Genomic DNA, 13,616 nt, shown 5'->3' with positions numbered 1-13,616 from the left:
AGGCACCCACAAAAAATGAGCACCCGACCGCAATCGGTGTGCCCATTTTTGTGATCGCGGTTCTCCCCGTCATTCAGGGGAGCACGCCGCAATTATGGATTAACGCTGTCTTTCAACGATTTGCCTGGCTTGAACGCAACGGTGTTGCTGGCCTTGATCTTCACCGGTTCGCCGGTTTGCGGGTTCTTGCCGGTGCGCGCGCCGCGGTGGCGTTGCAGGAAGGTGCCGAAGCCGACCAGCGTCACGCTGTCCTTGCGGTGCAGGGCGCCGGTGATTTCTTCGAGGACGGCGTTGAGGACGCGATTGGCCTGTTCTTTGGTCAGGTCCGCTTTTTCCGCGATGGCGGCGGCGAGTTCTGGTTTACGCATTAGTGAAGCCCCTTTGACGGTTTTTTGTTGTTATGTCCGTGCTGTTCTCGTTGGAACAGCGCCCAAGGCGCCGCAGGCTCTACTCTGCGGCAGACGGGAGTGAGAATGGCACGCGGATACGGGCGACGCCAGTCTCCCCGCGACCTTTGTCGGGGCAAAAGCGGGGTGTTTACGACAGAACGACCGGCATTTACGCCAGCAGGGCCGGAAGCTGTTTGTTCAGGGCGAGTTTTTCCATGACCGCAGCGCCGGTCAGCGCATAACCGAGCAACTGACCGTCGGCACTGTGGCACAGCGCCTTGATGTCGGCGCCCTGCCCCTCAACCGTCCAGACGCCTTCGCTGCCACGCGGCGGCGGCGAGACCACCAGCGGGCACACCGGGGTTTTCACGGTGATCGGCATCGGACCGTAGCTGACCGCCGTCGGGTTTCCCGCCAGGGTCTGGGCCAGCGCTCGCGCGCAGCTCATGAGGGGCATGACGTACAACAGATTCAGCCCGTCGACCTCGGCGCAATCGCCCAGGGCGTAAATATTGGCGTGGGAGGTTTTCAGCTGCCGATCAACCATGACGCCGCGGTTGACCTGTAGCCCCGCCGCCGCTGCCAGATCGATGCGTGGGCGCAGGCCAATCGCCGAGACCACCACGTCACAGGCGATGACCTGACCGTCGGACAGATGCGCTTCGAGACCATCGGCAACTTTCTGCAGGCGAGTCAGCACCGGGCCCAGATGGAATCTTGCGCCGAGACTTTCCAGCCCAGCCTGCACGGCGGTCGCAGCGGCCGGGTGCAACAGGGTCGGCATGACCTGCTCGCACGGCGCAACCAGTTGCACTTCGTAGCCGCCGATGATCAAGTCGTTGGCGAACTCGCAACCGATCAGCCCGGCGCCGAGCAACAGCACGCGGCGCTTGCCGGCCGCGGCCGCACGAAACCGTGCGTAGTCTTCGAGATCGTTGATCGGAAACACCAGGTCGGCGCCATCGCCTTCGACTGGCACGCGCACGGTTTCCGCGCCCCAGGCAAGGATCAGGTCGCGGTAGTACACCGCCTCTTCACCGATCCACAGGCGTTTGTGCCCGGCGTCGATGCCGCTGATGCGCGTATGGGTGCGCACCTCAGCCTTCAACTGCTCGGCCATTGTCCCCGGCTCGGCCATGCTCAGGCCGTCGGCATCCTTGTTCTTGCCGAAACCAGTGGAGAGCATCGGCTTGGAGTACGAGCGGCCGTCATCGGCGGTGATCAGCAGCAGCGGGGTTTCGCTGTCGAGCTTGCGAAACTCGCGGGCCAGGTTGTAGCCCGCCAGGCCAGTGCCGATGATGACGACAGGTGCGCTCATGCCTTACTCCTTGATTTTGTTTAGTTGATTTCGATCATTTCGAAGTCCATTTTGCCGACGCCGCAGTCCGGGCACAGCCAGTCTGCCGGCACGTCTTCCCAGCGGGTGCCCGGCGCAATGCCGTCATCCGGCCAGCCGTCGGCTTCGTTGTAGATCAGGCCACAGACGATGCATTGCCACTTTTTCATTCGGATACTTCCTCAAGGTTCAGGCGATTGCTGGCGCGGACGGTCGATGGGTGTTGCGCTGCCATCCGGCTCAGGGCGTTTTGTACTGAGGGTGCCGGGCAGATGCAAGCCTGTTCGGCGCAACGGCAGCCCGGATCGATCAATCTCGCCGCCTGCCATGGTAAGCTCGCCGCCTCATTTGCGGCCAATAATGACTCATTGTGCAACATTCAAATGCCTGCCCTGCCCCGCTCTGGCTGACGCAAAGCCGACTGTCACCCCGCCCCGATTCGTTGACCCTGGACTGGTTGTTCGACGAAGGCTCACTAACCCGGCGCCTGACGCGGCTGTCCTGCGATGGCTTCAGCGTGACGCCGTTGTTCGAAGGCTGGGCCACCCTGCGCAGCGACGAATGCGCGGCGCTGGAACTGGCCGAACGCAGCGAAGGCTGGGTGCGCGAGGTGTATCTGCGTGGCCACGGCGAGGCCTGGGTGTTCGCCCGCAGCGTTGCCTCACGTGGGGCGTTGCAGGGTGACGGCTTGCACATGGACGAACTCGGCAGCCGTTCGCTGGGCGAATTGCTGTTTTGCGATCAGGCGTTCCAGCGCCGCGCCATCGAGGTTTGCCATTACCCTGAAGACTGGCTGCCGGTAGACGTCAAAGCGCCTGAACTGTGGGGACGGCGTTCGCGTTTCGACCGCGGCGCGCTGAGCGTGCTGGTCGCGGAAATCTTCCTGCCGAGCCTGTGGAGCGCCGCCCGCGCCCATCCGGAGAACTGCTGATGTATCAGAGCCTGCTCAAGTCCCTGAATCGCTTGAATCCGCGCGCTTGGGATTTCATTCAGTTGACGCGCATGGACAAGCCGATCGGCATCTATCTGCTGCTGTGGCCAACGCTGTGGGCGCTGTGGATTGCCGGCAAGGGCTCGCCGTCATTGGCCAACGTGGTGATTTTTGTCCTCGGTGTGGTGCTGACCCGTGCCGGCGGTTGCGTGATCAACGACTGGGCCGATCGCAAGGTCGACGGCCACGTCAAACGCACCGCGCAACGCCCGCTGGCCAGCGGCAAGATCAGTTCGAAAGAAGCGCTGGTGTTCTTCGCCGTGCTGATGGGCATCAGTTTTCTGCTGGTGCTGTGCACCAACGCGCCGACCATCTGGCTGTCGCTGGGCGGGCTGGCGCTGGCCTTCACTTATCCGTTCATGAAGCGTTACACCTATTACCCGCAAGTGGTGCTGGGCGCAGCGTTCTCGTGGGGCATGCCGATGGCGTTCACCGCCGAGACGGGAGAGCTTCCAGCGGCGGCATGGCTGCTGTGGATCGCCAACCTGCTGTGGACGGTGGGTTACGACACCTATTACGCGATGACCGATCGCGATGACGATTTGAAGATTGGCGTGAAATCCACGGCGATTCTGTTCGGCGAGGCGGATCGGGTGATCATCCTGAGCTTGCAGGCGTTGTCGCTGGGGTGCCTGTTGCTGGCGGGGTCGAAGTTCGAGCTGGGTGTCTGGTTCCATCTCGGCTTGCTGGTGGCTGCCGGGTGTTATGCGTGGGAGTTCTGGTACACCCGCGATCGTGACCGGATGCGTTGTTTCAAGGCGTTCCTCCACAACCACTGGGCAGGGTTGGCGATATTCGTCGGGATCGTGCTGGATTACGCATTGCGCTAAACACCAATCAATGTAGGAGTGAGCCTGCTCGCGATAGCGGTGTATCAGTTAACTAAAATGCCGACTGATACACCGCTATCGCGAGCAGGCTCGCTCCCACAGGGGATTTGCGTTTATTTGTGCTCGTGCACCACGTGCCACACGTCCTTCATGCCATCGCCCTTCATTTCTCCTGGTTTCTCATCCTTCATGAAGGTGTACAGCGGTTTGCCGTCGTAGGCGTACTGCATCATGCCGTCATCACGCTTGATGACCGTCCATTTGCCTTCAGCCTTGGCCCCCGCCGGCGCCATCATCGGCGGCCAGTTCTTCGCGCAATCGCCGTTGCACATCGACTTGCCGCCAGCGTCCTTGTCGAACGTATAAACGGTCATGCCTTTGTGGTCGACCATCATGCCGTCCTTCATCATGGCCGGCTCGGCAGCCATGGCAAAGCCGGGCAGAGTCAGGGCGGCAGCCATCAGCAGTGCTTTGAAAGAAACAGTCATCTGAGTCATGGAAACCTTCTTTTGTGGTTGTCAGGATTCGGACTTAGAGCTTAGTTCAGGATCGGTACAAACGCCGTCGCGCTGAAATACTGTCACACGACTGCAATAATTCCGTTATCTAATGCGGCGCAAGACAGTTAAATGACAAGAGGATTAAGGCATGGTTGGCAGGAGCATTCTGATCGTCGACGACGAAGCGCCCATTCGCGAAATGATCGCCGTGGCGTTGGAAATGGCCGGCTATGACTGCCTCGAGGCAGAGAACTCGCAGCAGGCGCACGCCATCATCGTCGACCGCAAACCGGACCTCATCCTGCTCGACTGGATGCTGCCCGGCACCTCGGGCATCGAACTGGCCCGACGCCTCAAGCGTGACGAACTGACCGGCGACATCCCGATCATCATGCTCACCGCCAAGGGCGAAGAGGACAACAAGATCCAGGGTCTGGAAGTCGGCGCCGACGACTACATCACCAAACCGTTTTCCCCGCGCGAACTGGTCGCCCGCCTCAAGGCTGTGCTGCGCCGCGCCGGCCCGACCGACGGCGAAGCGCCGATTGAGGTTGGTGGCCTGCTGCTCGACCCGATCAGCCACCGCGTGACCATCGATGGCAAGCCGGCCGAGATGGGCCCGACCGAATACCGCCTGCTGCAGTTCTTCATGACCCACCAGGAACGCGCCTACACCCGTGGGCAATTGCTGGATCAGGTCTGGGGCGGCAACGTCTATGTCGAAGAGCGCACCGTCGACGTGCACATCCGCCGCCTGCGCAAGGCCCTCGGCGACGCTTACGAAAATCTGGTACAAACCGTGCGCGGCACCGGTTATCGGTTCTCCACAAAAGCATAAAAGCAGCTGCAAGCTTTCAGCTACAAGCGGCAAGAAACAGCGAGCCGCTCTGATTTGCAGCTTGTAGCTTGAAACTTGACGCTGCGGCTAAGGACGCCCCGTGAATCAAAACTGGCATGGCACCCTGATTCGCCACATGCTGCTGCTGGTCACCGCGTGCCTGGTGATCGGGCTGATCAGCGGTTATTACGGCTGGAGCCTCGCGGTGGGCCTGGGCCTGTATCTGGCCTGGACGCTCAAGCAATTGCTGCGCCTGCACGAATGGCTGCGTCAGCATCAACCCGACGAGGCGCCGCCTGATGGCTATGGCCTGTGGGGCGAGGTGTTCGACAGCATCTACCACCTGCAACGCCGCGACCAACGGGTGCGCGGGCGGCTGCAAGCGGTGATCGATCGAGTGCAGGAATCTACCGCTGCGCTGAAAGACGCGGTGATCATGCTCGACAGCGACGGCAACCTGGAGTGGTGGAACCGCGCCGCTGAGACGCTACTCGGCCTCAAGACCCCACAAGACAGCGGCCAACCGGTGACCAACCTGGTGCGGCATCCGCGCTTCAAGGAGTATTTCGAGCAGGACAACTTCTCCGAGCCGCTGGAAATCCCTTCGCCGACCAACGATCGCGTGCGCATTCAGCTGTACCTGACCCGCTACGGCAACAACGAACACCTGATGCTGGTGCGCGATGTCACACGCATTCATCAACTGGAGCAAATGCGCAAAGACTTCATCGCCAACGTTTCCCACGAGTTGCGCACACCGCTGACGGTGATCTGCGGTTATCTGGAAACCCTGCTCGATAACGTCGAGGAAGTGAACCCGCGCTGGAACCGGGCCCTGCAGCAGATGCAGCAACAGGGCGGGCGCATGCAGACGTTGCTCAATGACTTGCTGCTGCTGGCCAAGCTGGAAGCTACCGATTACCCTTCGGACAACCAGCCGGTACAGATCGATACGCTGCTGCAATCGATCACCAGCGACGCCCAGCAATTGTCGGGCGCGAAGAACCAGCACATCACGCTGGAAGCCAATGCCGGTGTGCTGCTCAAGGGCAGCGAAGCGGAGTTGCGCAGTGCGTTTTCCAACCTGGTGTTCAACGCGGTCAAATACACGCCGGCAGAGGGCAACATTCGTATTCGCTGGTGGGGCGACGAACAGGGCGCGCACCTGAGCGTGCAGGATTCGGGCATCGGTATCGACAGCAAACACCTGCCGCGCCTGACCGAACGTTTCTATCGCGTCGATTCCAGCCGCAACTCCAACACTGGCGGCACCGGTCTCGGTCTGGCGATCGTCAAACACGTGCTGTTGCGCCACCGCGCACGCATGGAGATCAGCAGCGTGCCCGGCCACGGCAGCACGTTCACCTGCCATTTCGCCCCGGCCCAGGTGGCCAGCGCACGGGCCATCAGCGCCGCCGAGTGACGCCGCCCGGCACACGCCACTAGGCAATTGCCCAGTCAGCCGCTACATTGGCTGACTTGTGCCTGCATTTCAGGCGCTGCTTTCCCTTACTTTCGAATCACACGGAACCTGCAAAACTCCATCATGGACCCTTCCCCTGGCTTGTCCCTCGCTACCATTTTCGCCGACTTCGGCATGATTCTTTTTGCTCTGATCCTGGTACTGCTCAACGGCTTTTTCGTTGCGGCGGAGTTCGCCATGGTCAAGCTGCGCTCGACCCGGGTCGAAGCCATCGCCGAGCAGCACGGCTGGCGCGGGCACATCCTGCGCACCGTGCACAGTCAGCTCGACGCCTATCTCTCGGCGTGTCAGCTGGGTATCACCCTCGCCTCCCTCGGCCTGGGCTGGGTCGGTGAGCCGGCGTTCGCGCATATCCTCGAACCACTGTTGAGCGCGATCGGCGTCGATTCGCCGGAAATCGTCAAAGGTGTGTCGTTCTTTACCGCGTTTTTCATCATTTCCTATCTGCACATCGTTGTCGGCGAGCTCGCTCCGAAGTCGTGGGCGATCCGTAAGCCGGAACTGCTGTCGCTGTGGACGGCGGTGCCGCTGTACCTGTTCTACTGGGCGATGTACCCGGCGATCTACCTGCTCAACGCCAGCGCCAACGCAATTCTGCGTATCGCAGGGCAAGGTGAACCCGGCCCGCACCATGAACACCATTACAGCCGCGAAGAACTGAAACTGATCCTTCACTCCAGCCGTGGACAGGATCCGAGCGACCAGGGTATGCGCGTACTGGCCTCGGCGGTGGAAATGGGCGAGCTGGAAGTAGTCGACTGGGCCAACTCCCGTGAAGACCTGATCACTCTGGAATTCAACGCACCGCTGAAGGAAATCCTGGCGATGTTCCGTCGCCACAAGTTCAGCCGCTATCCGGTGTACGACAGCGAGCGCCAGGAGTTCGTCGGCCTGCTGCACATCAAGGATCTGCTGCTGGAACTGGCAGCGCTGGACCACATTCCCGAGTCGTTCAACCTGGCCGAGCTGACCCGTCCGCTGGAGCGTGTGTCGCGGCACATGCCGCTATCGCAGCTGCTGGAACAGTTCCGCAAGGGCGGCTCGCATTTCGCCGTAGTCGAGGAGGCAGATGGCAACATCATCGGCTACCTGACCATGGAAGACGTGCTGGAAGTGCTGGTCGGCGACATTCAGGACGAACACCGCAAGGCTGAGCGCGGCATTCTGGCCTATCAGCCGGGCAAGCTGCTGGTTCGTGGCGATACGCCGTTGTTCAAGGTCGAACGCCTGCTGGGCATCGATCTGGATCACATCGAAGCGGAAACCCTTGCCGGGCTGGTCTATGAAACCCTCAAACGCGTGCCGGAAGAGGAAGAGGTGCTGGAAGTCGAAGGACTGCGGATCATCATCAAGAAGATGAAAGGGCCGAAGATCGTGCTGGCCAAGGTGTTGATGCTGGATTGACTGGCTGATCCGGGACCGCGTCGCTGCCTTCGCGAGCAACCTCGCTCCCACAGGTTCAGTGTGACCCATGTGGGAGCGAGCCTGCTCGCGAAGGCGCCCGCATCGTCAACACATCACTGTTTGCCCAACGCAAAGTTGGGCAACGCCCCCAGTGGCTGGTTGAACTGATATGGAATCGACACCAACCCTTCCCCGGTATTGCGCTGCACTACGAAGTGCAGGTGCGGGCCGCTGCTGTTGCCGGTGTTGCCCGACAGCGCCAGCGGACTGCCGACCTTGACCCGTTGCCCCTCACGGACACTCACCGAACCTTGTTTGAGATGCAGGTACACCCCCATCGTGCCGTCATCGTGCAGCACCCGCACGAAATTGCCCGACGCATCGGTGCCGCGCCCGCTCTGTGAGTTTTCAGTCTTTACCACTACCCCGGCCCGCGCGGCGATGATCGGCGTGCCCACCGGCATGGCGATGTCCATGGCATAGCGATTCTTCGCCCCGTAGTGGCTGTATTGGCCGTTGGCGCCCTGACTCAGGCGGAACGGCCCGCCACGCCACGGCAATGGATAGCGATAGCTCTGCGCCGCGCCAGCGGGGTCGCCCAGCGAATAATGGAATTGCGGCGAATACACCAGCGGCTTGCCGGCGGATATCGCCGTCAACAGCGCCAGCCGCGTGTTGCTGCGCGCCGGCAGCACCCGGCGAATGGTTTGCGCCGGCGCGCCGCGCACGTTGCTCAGGCCGGTAAACGCCAAGGCAATCTCGACCGGTGCATACAGATCGTTGCGCACGAACACCACGTCGGTGCCCTTCTGCTTTTTGATATCGAGGTACACCTGACGCTCCAGGCGCTCGACCATGCGGTCCTGAAACACGAACACCTGCGCGCCTTTGCTCGGCCGGTCGCTGTAGGAAACCACGCCGTTGGCATCGGTGGATTTGTAGATGGTCATGGCCACTGCCGAGGTGCAGGCCAGAAAGAAAGCACAGAGAAACAGCAGGCGCGCGAGCATGGGCAAGAATCTGTCGAAAGAAGGCCTGGAAATGAGCCTAGCAGGTGAAGCAGACCAGGCTAGTCGACAGATGTTGCAAATTGGCAGTCTGGAAAATGGATGTCGTGGGTGATGGCCCCTTCGCGAGCAGGCTCGCTCCCACACTTGGAATGCGTTCCAGGGTGGGAGCGAGCCTGCTCGCGAAGACGGTGTGTCAGGCGACGAAGATCATGCGCCGGGAACGAAATGCTTCTGCGCCGTGCCACGGGCGATCAGGCGGGAGATGTAGTCGAGCTTTTGCGCGTCCTGATCGACGAAGCGGAAGGTCAGTTGCAGCCATTCACTGTCAGGCTTCTGCTCGACCGCGACAACGGCGTGCAGGTAACCGTTGAGGCGCGCGACTTCGGCATTGTCGCCCTGCTCCAGATCGAGCACGGCACTGTCGAGGACCTGCGGCAGGGTCTCGGTGCGTTTCACCACCAGCAGCGCTTCCTTGATGCTCAGCGCCTTGATCACGCATTGCTGGGTGCCGCTTGGCAGGCGCAACTGGCCCTGACCGCGACCACCGACCGGCGCTTTTACCGCGGCAGGTGCCTGCACCGGCGGCGCGTTGAGCAAACCGCGCGATGGCGCTGCGGCGGCTGTCGGAGCCGCCGCAGGCTTGGCAAACGGGTTGGCCGCCGCCGCAGCCGGGGCAGCGCCGACCACCGCAGGCTTGCCGCCAGTCAGTGCGCTCAGCGAATCGTTGCCGAACGCCGAGTTCATCTTGGTCGGCGCGCTGTTCATCAGGGTATCGAGCTTGCCGACCTTGTTCAGCGCCTGCTTGACCTTGGTCAGCAACTGCTCGTTGGTGAACGGTTTGCTGACGTAGCCGGACACGCCGGCCTGAATCGCCTGCACGACGTTTTCCTTGTCGCCCCGGCTGGTCACCATGACGAACGGCATGGTCTTGAGATTGTCCTGCTCGCGGCACCAGGTCAGCAGTTCGAGGCCGGACATTTCCGGCATTTCCCAATCGCACAGCACCAGGTCAAAGGCTTCTCTGGCCAGCATGGCCTGGGCCTTTTTACCGTTGACGGCGTCCTCGGTGCGGATCCCCGGGAAGTAATTACGCAGGCACTTTTTCACCAGGTCACGAATGAACGAAGCATCGTCCACGACCAACACACTGATCTTGCTCATCCAACACCCCTATTAAAATCCCGGCAAGCATAACGCTGGCTGATGGCACATTGCCAAAACTCTTCAGTCACGCCGGGACTTTTCGTTCGCGGGTGCTGCTTTTTAATTCATGTCCAATTCGGATCGGCCTGTGAAAAGCACAAACAAAAACGCCCAGCCAAAGGGCCGGGCGCTTTTCTCAGGCAATCTTACTTATCGTCAGCTTCGCCCGGAACATTAGCGGTTTCGGCGCTGGTGCCTTCAACTTCTTCTTTCATGCGCTTGAGGCCCATGTGCCGCACGTCGGTGCCGCGGACCAGGTAGATCACCAGTTCCGAGATATTGCGCGCGTGATCGCCAATGCGCTCCAGCGAACGCAGGACCCAGATGATGCTCAGAACCCGCGAGATAGAGCGCGGGTCTTCCATCATGTAGGTCGCCAGTTCGCGCAGGGCGGTTTTGTATTCGCGGTCGATGATCTTGTCGTACTGCGCCACCGACAAGGCCAGATCGGCGTCGAAACGCGCGAACGCGTCCAGCGCATCGCGGACCATGTTGCGCACCTGGTCGCCGATGTGGCGAACCTCGACGTAACCGCGCGGCGCTTCGCCTTCTTCGCACAACTGGATGGCACGGCGGGCGATCTTGGTCGCTTCGTCGCCGATGCGCTCAAGGTCGATCACCGATTTGGAAATGCTGATGATCAGACGCAAGTCCGATGCTGCCGGCTGACGACGGGCAAGAATGCGCAGGCATTCTTCGTCGATGTTGCGTTCCATCTGATTGATCTGGTCATCAATCTCGCGCACTTGCTGAGCCAGACCGGAATCGGCCTCGATCAGCGCCGTGACGGCGTCGTTGACCTGCTTCTCGACCAGCCCGCCCATGGCCAGCAGGTGGCTGCGCACTTCTTCCAGTTCGGCGTTGAACTGCGCGGAAATGTGATGGGTTAAACCTTCCTTCGAAATCATGATTTGCTCCGCAAAAGCCATGAGCTGCAAGCTACAAGCTGCAAGCTGATTTGTGTCGTACTCGAACCGCTCTTTCTTGCCGCTTGAAGCTTGCGGCTTGCAGCTGTTCGGTCAGCCATAGCGACCGGTAATGTAGTCTTCGGTCTGCTTCTTCGCCGGATTGGTGAACAGGGTATCGGTGTCGCCGAATTCCACCAGTTTGCCCATGTACATGAACGCCGTGTAGTCGGACACCCGCGCCGCCTGCTGCATGTTGTGCGTGACGATGACGATGGTGAACTTGGATTTCAGCTCGTAGATCAGCTCTTCGACTTTCAGCGTCGAGATCGGGTCGAGTGCCGAGCACGGTTCATCGAGCAGCAGCACTTCCGGCTCAACGGCGATGGTACGGGCGATCACCAGACGCTGTTGCTGACCACCGGACAGGCCAAGCGCCGAATCGTGCAGACGGTCTTTGACTTCGTCCCACAGGGCCGCGCCTTTCAATGCCCACTCGACCGCCTCGTCGAGGATGCGCTTCTTGTTGATGCCCTGGATGCGCAGGCCGTACACCACGTTTTCGTAGATGGTCTTCGGGAACGGGTTGGGCTTCTGGAACACCATGCCGACGCGACGACGCAGTTCGGCAACGTCTTCGCCCTTGCGATAGATGTTGTTGCCGTACAGGTTGATCGCGCCTTCAACGCGGCAGCCGTCAACCAGATCGTTCATGCGGTTGAAGGTGCGCAGCAAAGTCGACTTGCCGCAACCGGACGGGCCGATGAACGCGGTCACGCGCTGCTTCGGAATGTTCATGCTGACGTCGAACAGCGCTTGTTTCTCGCCGTAGTACAGGCTCAGGCCGGGCACTTCGATGGCCACGGTTTCCTGCGCAAGGTTCAGGCTCTGCTTGTCGCGGCCCAGGGCAGACATGTTGATGCCGTGGCTGTGTGTTTCGTGCTGCATGGGTCTCACTCCGTTCGTAGCTGCAAGCTTCTGGCTGCAAGCTGCAAGTTTGAGCAAAAGCGGCTTGTAGCTTGCCGCTTGTGGCTAATGGCTTTAGCTATCCAGTGCTTTGTACTTTTCGCGCAGATGGTTGCGGATATACACCGCCGACAGGTTCAACGTCGCGATCACCAGCACCAGCAACAGCGCCGTGGCGTACACCAGCGGACGGGCCGCTTCGACGTTCGGGCTCTGGAAGCCGACGTCATAAATGTGGAAGCCCAGGTGCATGATCTTCTGGTCCAGGTGCAGGTACGGGTAGTTGCCATCCACCGGCAGCGACGGCGCCAGTTTCACCACACCCACCAGCATCAGCGGCGCCACTTCACCGGCGGCACGGGCCACGGCGAGGATCATGCCGGTCATCATTGCCGGGCTGGCCATCGGGATCACGATCTTCCACAGCGTTTCTGCCTTGGTCGCGCCCAGTGCCAGCGAACCTTCACGCACGGTACGCGGAATCCGCGCCAGACCTTCTTCGGTCGCGACGATGACCACCGGCACTGCCAGCAGGGCCAGCGTCAACGAAGCCCAGAGCAGGCCCGGCGTACCGAAGGTCGGCGCTGGCAGCGCTTCAGGGAAGAACAAGCGGTCGACCGAACCACCGAGCACGTAGACGAAGAAGCCCAGACCGAACACGCCGTAAACGATCGCTGGTACACCGGCAAGGTTGTTCACTGCGATGCGGATGACGCGGGTCAGGGTGTTCTGCTTGGCGTATTCACGCAGGTACACCGCCGCCAGCACGCCGAACGGGGTGACGATCATCGCCATGATCAAGGTCATCATCACGGTGCCGAAGATCGCCGGGAAGATCCCGCCCTCGGTGTTCGCTTCACGCGGGTCATCCGAAAGGAATTCCCAGATCTTGCTGAAGTAGAAGCCGACCTTGGTCAAGGTGCTCATGCCGTTTGGCTGGTAGGCGTGAACCACTTTGCCCAGACCGATTTCGATTTCCTTGCCGTTGGCGTCACGGGCGGTCAACGCGTCGCGGTTGAACTGGGCATGCAGATCAGACAGACGTGCTTCGATGTCTTTGTAGCGCGCGTCCAGCTCGGCGCGCTCGGATGCCATGTCCGCTTGTGCGGTGGCGTCGAGCTTGCCTTCCAGCTCGAGTTTGCGAGCGTGCAGACGGATGCGCTCAAGGCCAGCGTTGATCGCGCCGATGTCGGTTTTTTCCAGCGTCTTCAACTGAGCAGCAAGATCGTTGACCCGATCGATGCGCGCTTGCAGCTCAGGCCATGCGGCCTCGCCTTCGGCGATGACCTTGCCGTCCTGTTTGACGTTGACCAGGTAACCGTAGAAGTTGCCCCACTCGCGACGCTCGATCGCCATCAACTCCGGCGGCGTGGTCTGCTTGGTCAGCCAGTCACCGACGATCCACGTGAAGTCGTTGCCGTTCAGATCGCGGTTGCCGACCTTGACCAGCTCGCGAGTCATGAACTCAGGGCCTTCGTCAGGCACCGGCAGGCCGGCGCTCTTCAGACGGGCACGCGGCACTTCTTCTTTCTGCACCACTTCGCCGACGATCAGGTGATTGGCCTGGCCGGGCACGTCGTAATGCGCGTGGATCAGGTCCGCCGGCCAGAAGTGACCGAGACCGCGCACGGCAATCACCGCCAACAGGCCGATGGTCATGATGACCGCGATGGACACCGCGCCACCGCTGATCCAGACGCCAGGGGCGCCGCTCTTGAACCATCCTTTCAGGGAGTTCTGTTTCACAGACTTCTACCTTTG

Annotated in this window: 14 protein-coding genes; 5 read left to right on the top strand and 9 right to left on the bottom strand. The window is 61.0% G+C overall.

The features are described 5' to 3' along the window. Positions 1–92 precede the first annotated feature (92 nt). From V6F91_RS10405 to V6F91_RS10395, 3 genes are all read right to left on the bottom strand, one after another. Positions 93–368, bottom strand: a complete 276-nt coding sequence (locus V6F91_RS10405) for an HU family DNA-binding protein (protein ID WP_003213368.1) — start codon at positions 366–368, stop codon at positions 93–95. A gap of 190 nt (positions 369–558) precedes the next feature. Continuing rightward, positions 559–1,707 carry an NAD(P)/FAD-dependent oxidoreductase gene (locus V6F91_RS10400; protein WP_332764075.1) on the bottom strand — a complete coding sequence of 383 codons (1,149 nt, stop codon included), beginning with the start codon at positions 1,705–1,707 and terminating at the stop codon, positions 559–561. Between the two features lie 20 nt (positions 1,708–1,727). Continuing rightward, positions 1,728–1,895, bottom strand: coding sequence for a rubredoxin (locus V6F91_RS10395; RefSeq protein WP_003177199.1), 168 nt, complete (start codon positions 1,893–1,895; stop codon positions 1,728–1,730). 200 nt (positions 1,896–2,095) lie between these two features. Here V6F91_RS10395 and V6F91_RS10390 point away from each other — a divergent pair, with 200 nt between their 5' ends. Together V6F91_RS10390 and ubiA are read left to right on the top strand one after the other, a co-directional pair. Beyond that, on the top strand, positions 2,096–2,656 hold the full coding sequence (locus tag V6F91_RS10390; RefSeq protein ID WP_332764072.1) for a chorismate--pyruvate lyase family protein: 561 nt from the start codon (positions 2,096–2,098) through the stop codon (positions 2,654–2,656). Then, positions 2,656–3,546 carry a 4-hydroxybenzoate octaprenyltransferase gene (gene ubiA, locus V6F91_RS10385; protein WP_332764070.1) on the top strand — a complete coding sequence of 297 codons (891 nt, stop codon included), beginning with the start codon at positions 2,656–2,658 and terminating at the stop codon, positions 3,544–3,546. Before V6F91_RS10390 ends, ubiA begins: the two co-directional genes overlap by 1 nt. 113 nt (positions 3,547–3,659) lie before the next feature. On the opposite strand, the gene V6F91_RS10380 is transcribed toward ubiA, so the two are convergent. Further along, complete coding sequence (locus V6F91_RS10380) at positions 3,660–4,043, bottom strand: COG4315 family predicted lipoprotein (protein ID WP_038359362.1); 384 nt, start codon at positions 4,041–4,043, stop codon at positions 3,660–3,662. 151 nt (positions 4,044–4,194) lie between these two features. On the opposite strand from V6F91_RS10380, the gene phoB reads away from it, so the two are divergent. The 3 genes from phoB to V6F91_RS10365 all read left to right on the top strand — a co-directional run bounded on the left by phoB (position 4,195) and on the right by V6F91_RS10365 (position 7,771). Continuing rightward, complete coding sequence (phoB, locus tag V6F91_RS10375) at positions 4,195–4,884, top strand: phosphate regulon transcriptional regulator PhoB (RefSeq protein WP_007896474.1); 690 nt, start codon at positions 4,195–4,197, stop codon at positions 4,882–4,884. A gap of 136 nt (positions 4,885–5,020) precedes the next feature. Continuing rightward, positions 5,021–6,307 (top strand): phosphate regulon sensor histidine kinase PhoR, encoded by a 1,287-nt coding sequence (gene phoR, locus V6F91_RS10370; protein ID WP_332764893.1) that lies wholly within the window; start codon positions 5,021–5,023, stop codon positions 6,305–6,307. A 123-nt stretch (positions 6,308–6,430) separates the two neighbouring features. Further along, complete coding sequence (locus V6F91_RS10365; RefSeq protein WP_090287628.1) at positions 6,431–7,771, top strand: hemolysin family protein; 1,341 nt, start codon at positions 6,431–6,433, stop codon at positions 7,769–7,771. Between the two features lie 113 nt (positions 7,772–7,884). Here the strand turns inward: V6F91_RS10365 and V6F91_RS10360 are convergent, their stop codons facing one another. The 5 genes from V6F91_RS10360 to pstA all read right to left on the bottom strand — a co-directional run bounded on the left by V6F91_RS10360 (position 7,885) and on the right by pstA (position 13,601). Continuing rightward, positions 7,885–8,781 (bottom strand): M23 family metallopeptidase, encoded by an 897-nt coding sequence (locus V6F91_RS10360; RefSeq protein ID WP_332764067.1) that lies wholly within the window; start codon positions 8,779–8,781, stop codon positions 7,885–7,887. A 207-nt stretch (positions 8,782–8,988) separates the two neighbouring features. After that, positions 8,989–9,942 carry a response regulator gene (locus V6F91_RS10355; RefSeq protein ID WP_332764065.1) on the bottom strand — a complete coding sequence of 318 codons (954 nt, stop codon included), beginning with the start codon at positions 9,940–9,942 and terminating at the stop codon, positions 8,989–8,991. A gap of 188 nt (positions 9,943–10,130) precedes the next feature. Then, entirely contained in the window at positions 10,131–10,892 is a 762-nt protein-coding gene (phoU, locus tag V6F91_RS10350) for a phosphate signaling complex protein PhoU (protein WP_016772483.1), read from the bottom strand. A 111-nt stretch (positions 10,893–11,003) separates the two neighbouring features. Then, positions 11,004–11,837: a phosphate ABC transporter ATP-binding protein PstB gene (pstB, locus tag V6F91_RS10345; protein ID WP_252879120.1), complete on the bottom strand. Its 834-nt coding sequence runs from the start codon at positions 11,835–11,837 to the stop codon at positions 11,004–11,006. A 93-nt stretch (positions 11,838–11,930) separates the two neighbouring features. Beyond that, complete coding sequence (gene pstA, locus V6F91_RS10340) at positions 11,931–13,601, bottom strand: phosphate ABC transporter permease PstA (protein ID WP_332764059.1); 1,671 nt, start codon at positions 13,599–13,601, stop codon at positions 11,931–11,933. Between the last annotated feature and the right edge of the window lie 15 nt (positions 13,602–13,616).

Origin of the sequence: Pseudomonas koreensis (assembly GCF_036668835.1) — a bacterium.
In the GTDB taxonomy this organism is placed as follows: Bacteria; Pseudomonadota; Gammaproteobacteria; order Pseudomonadales; family Pseudomonadaceae; genus Aquipseudomonas; species Aquipseudomonas koreensis_I.
Note: the sequence above shows the minus strand (reverse complement) of the source record. Positions and strands in the feature narration are given on the sequence as shown.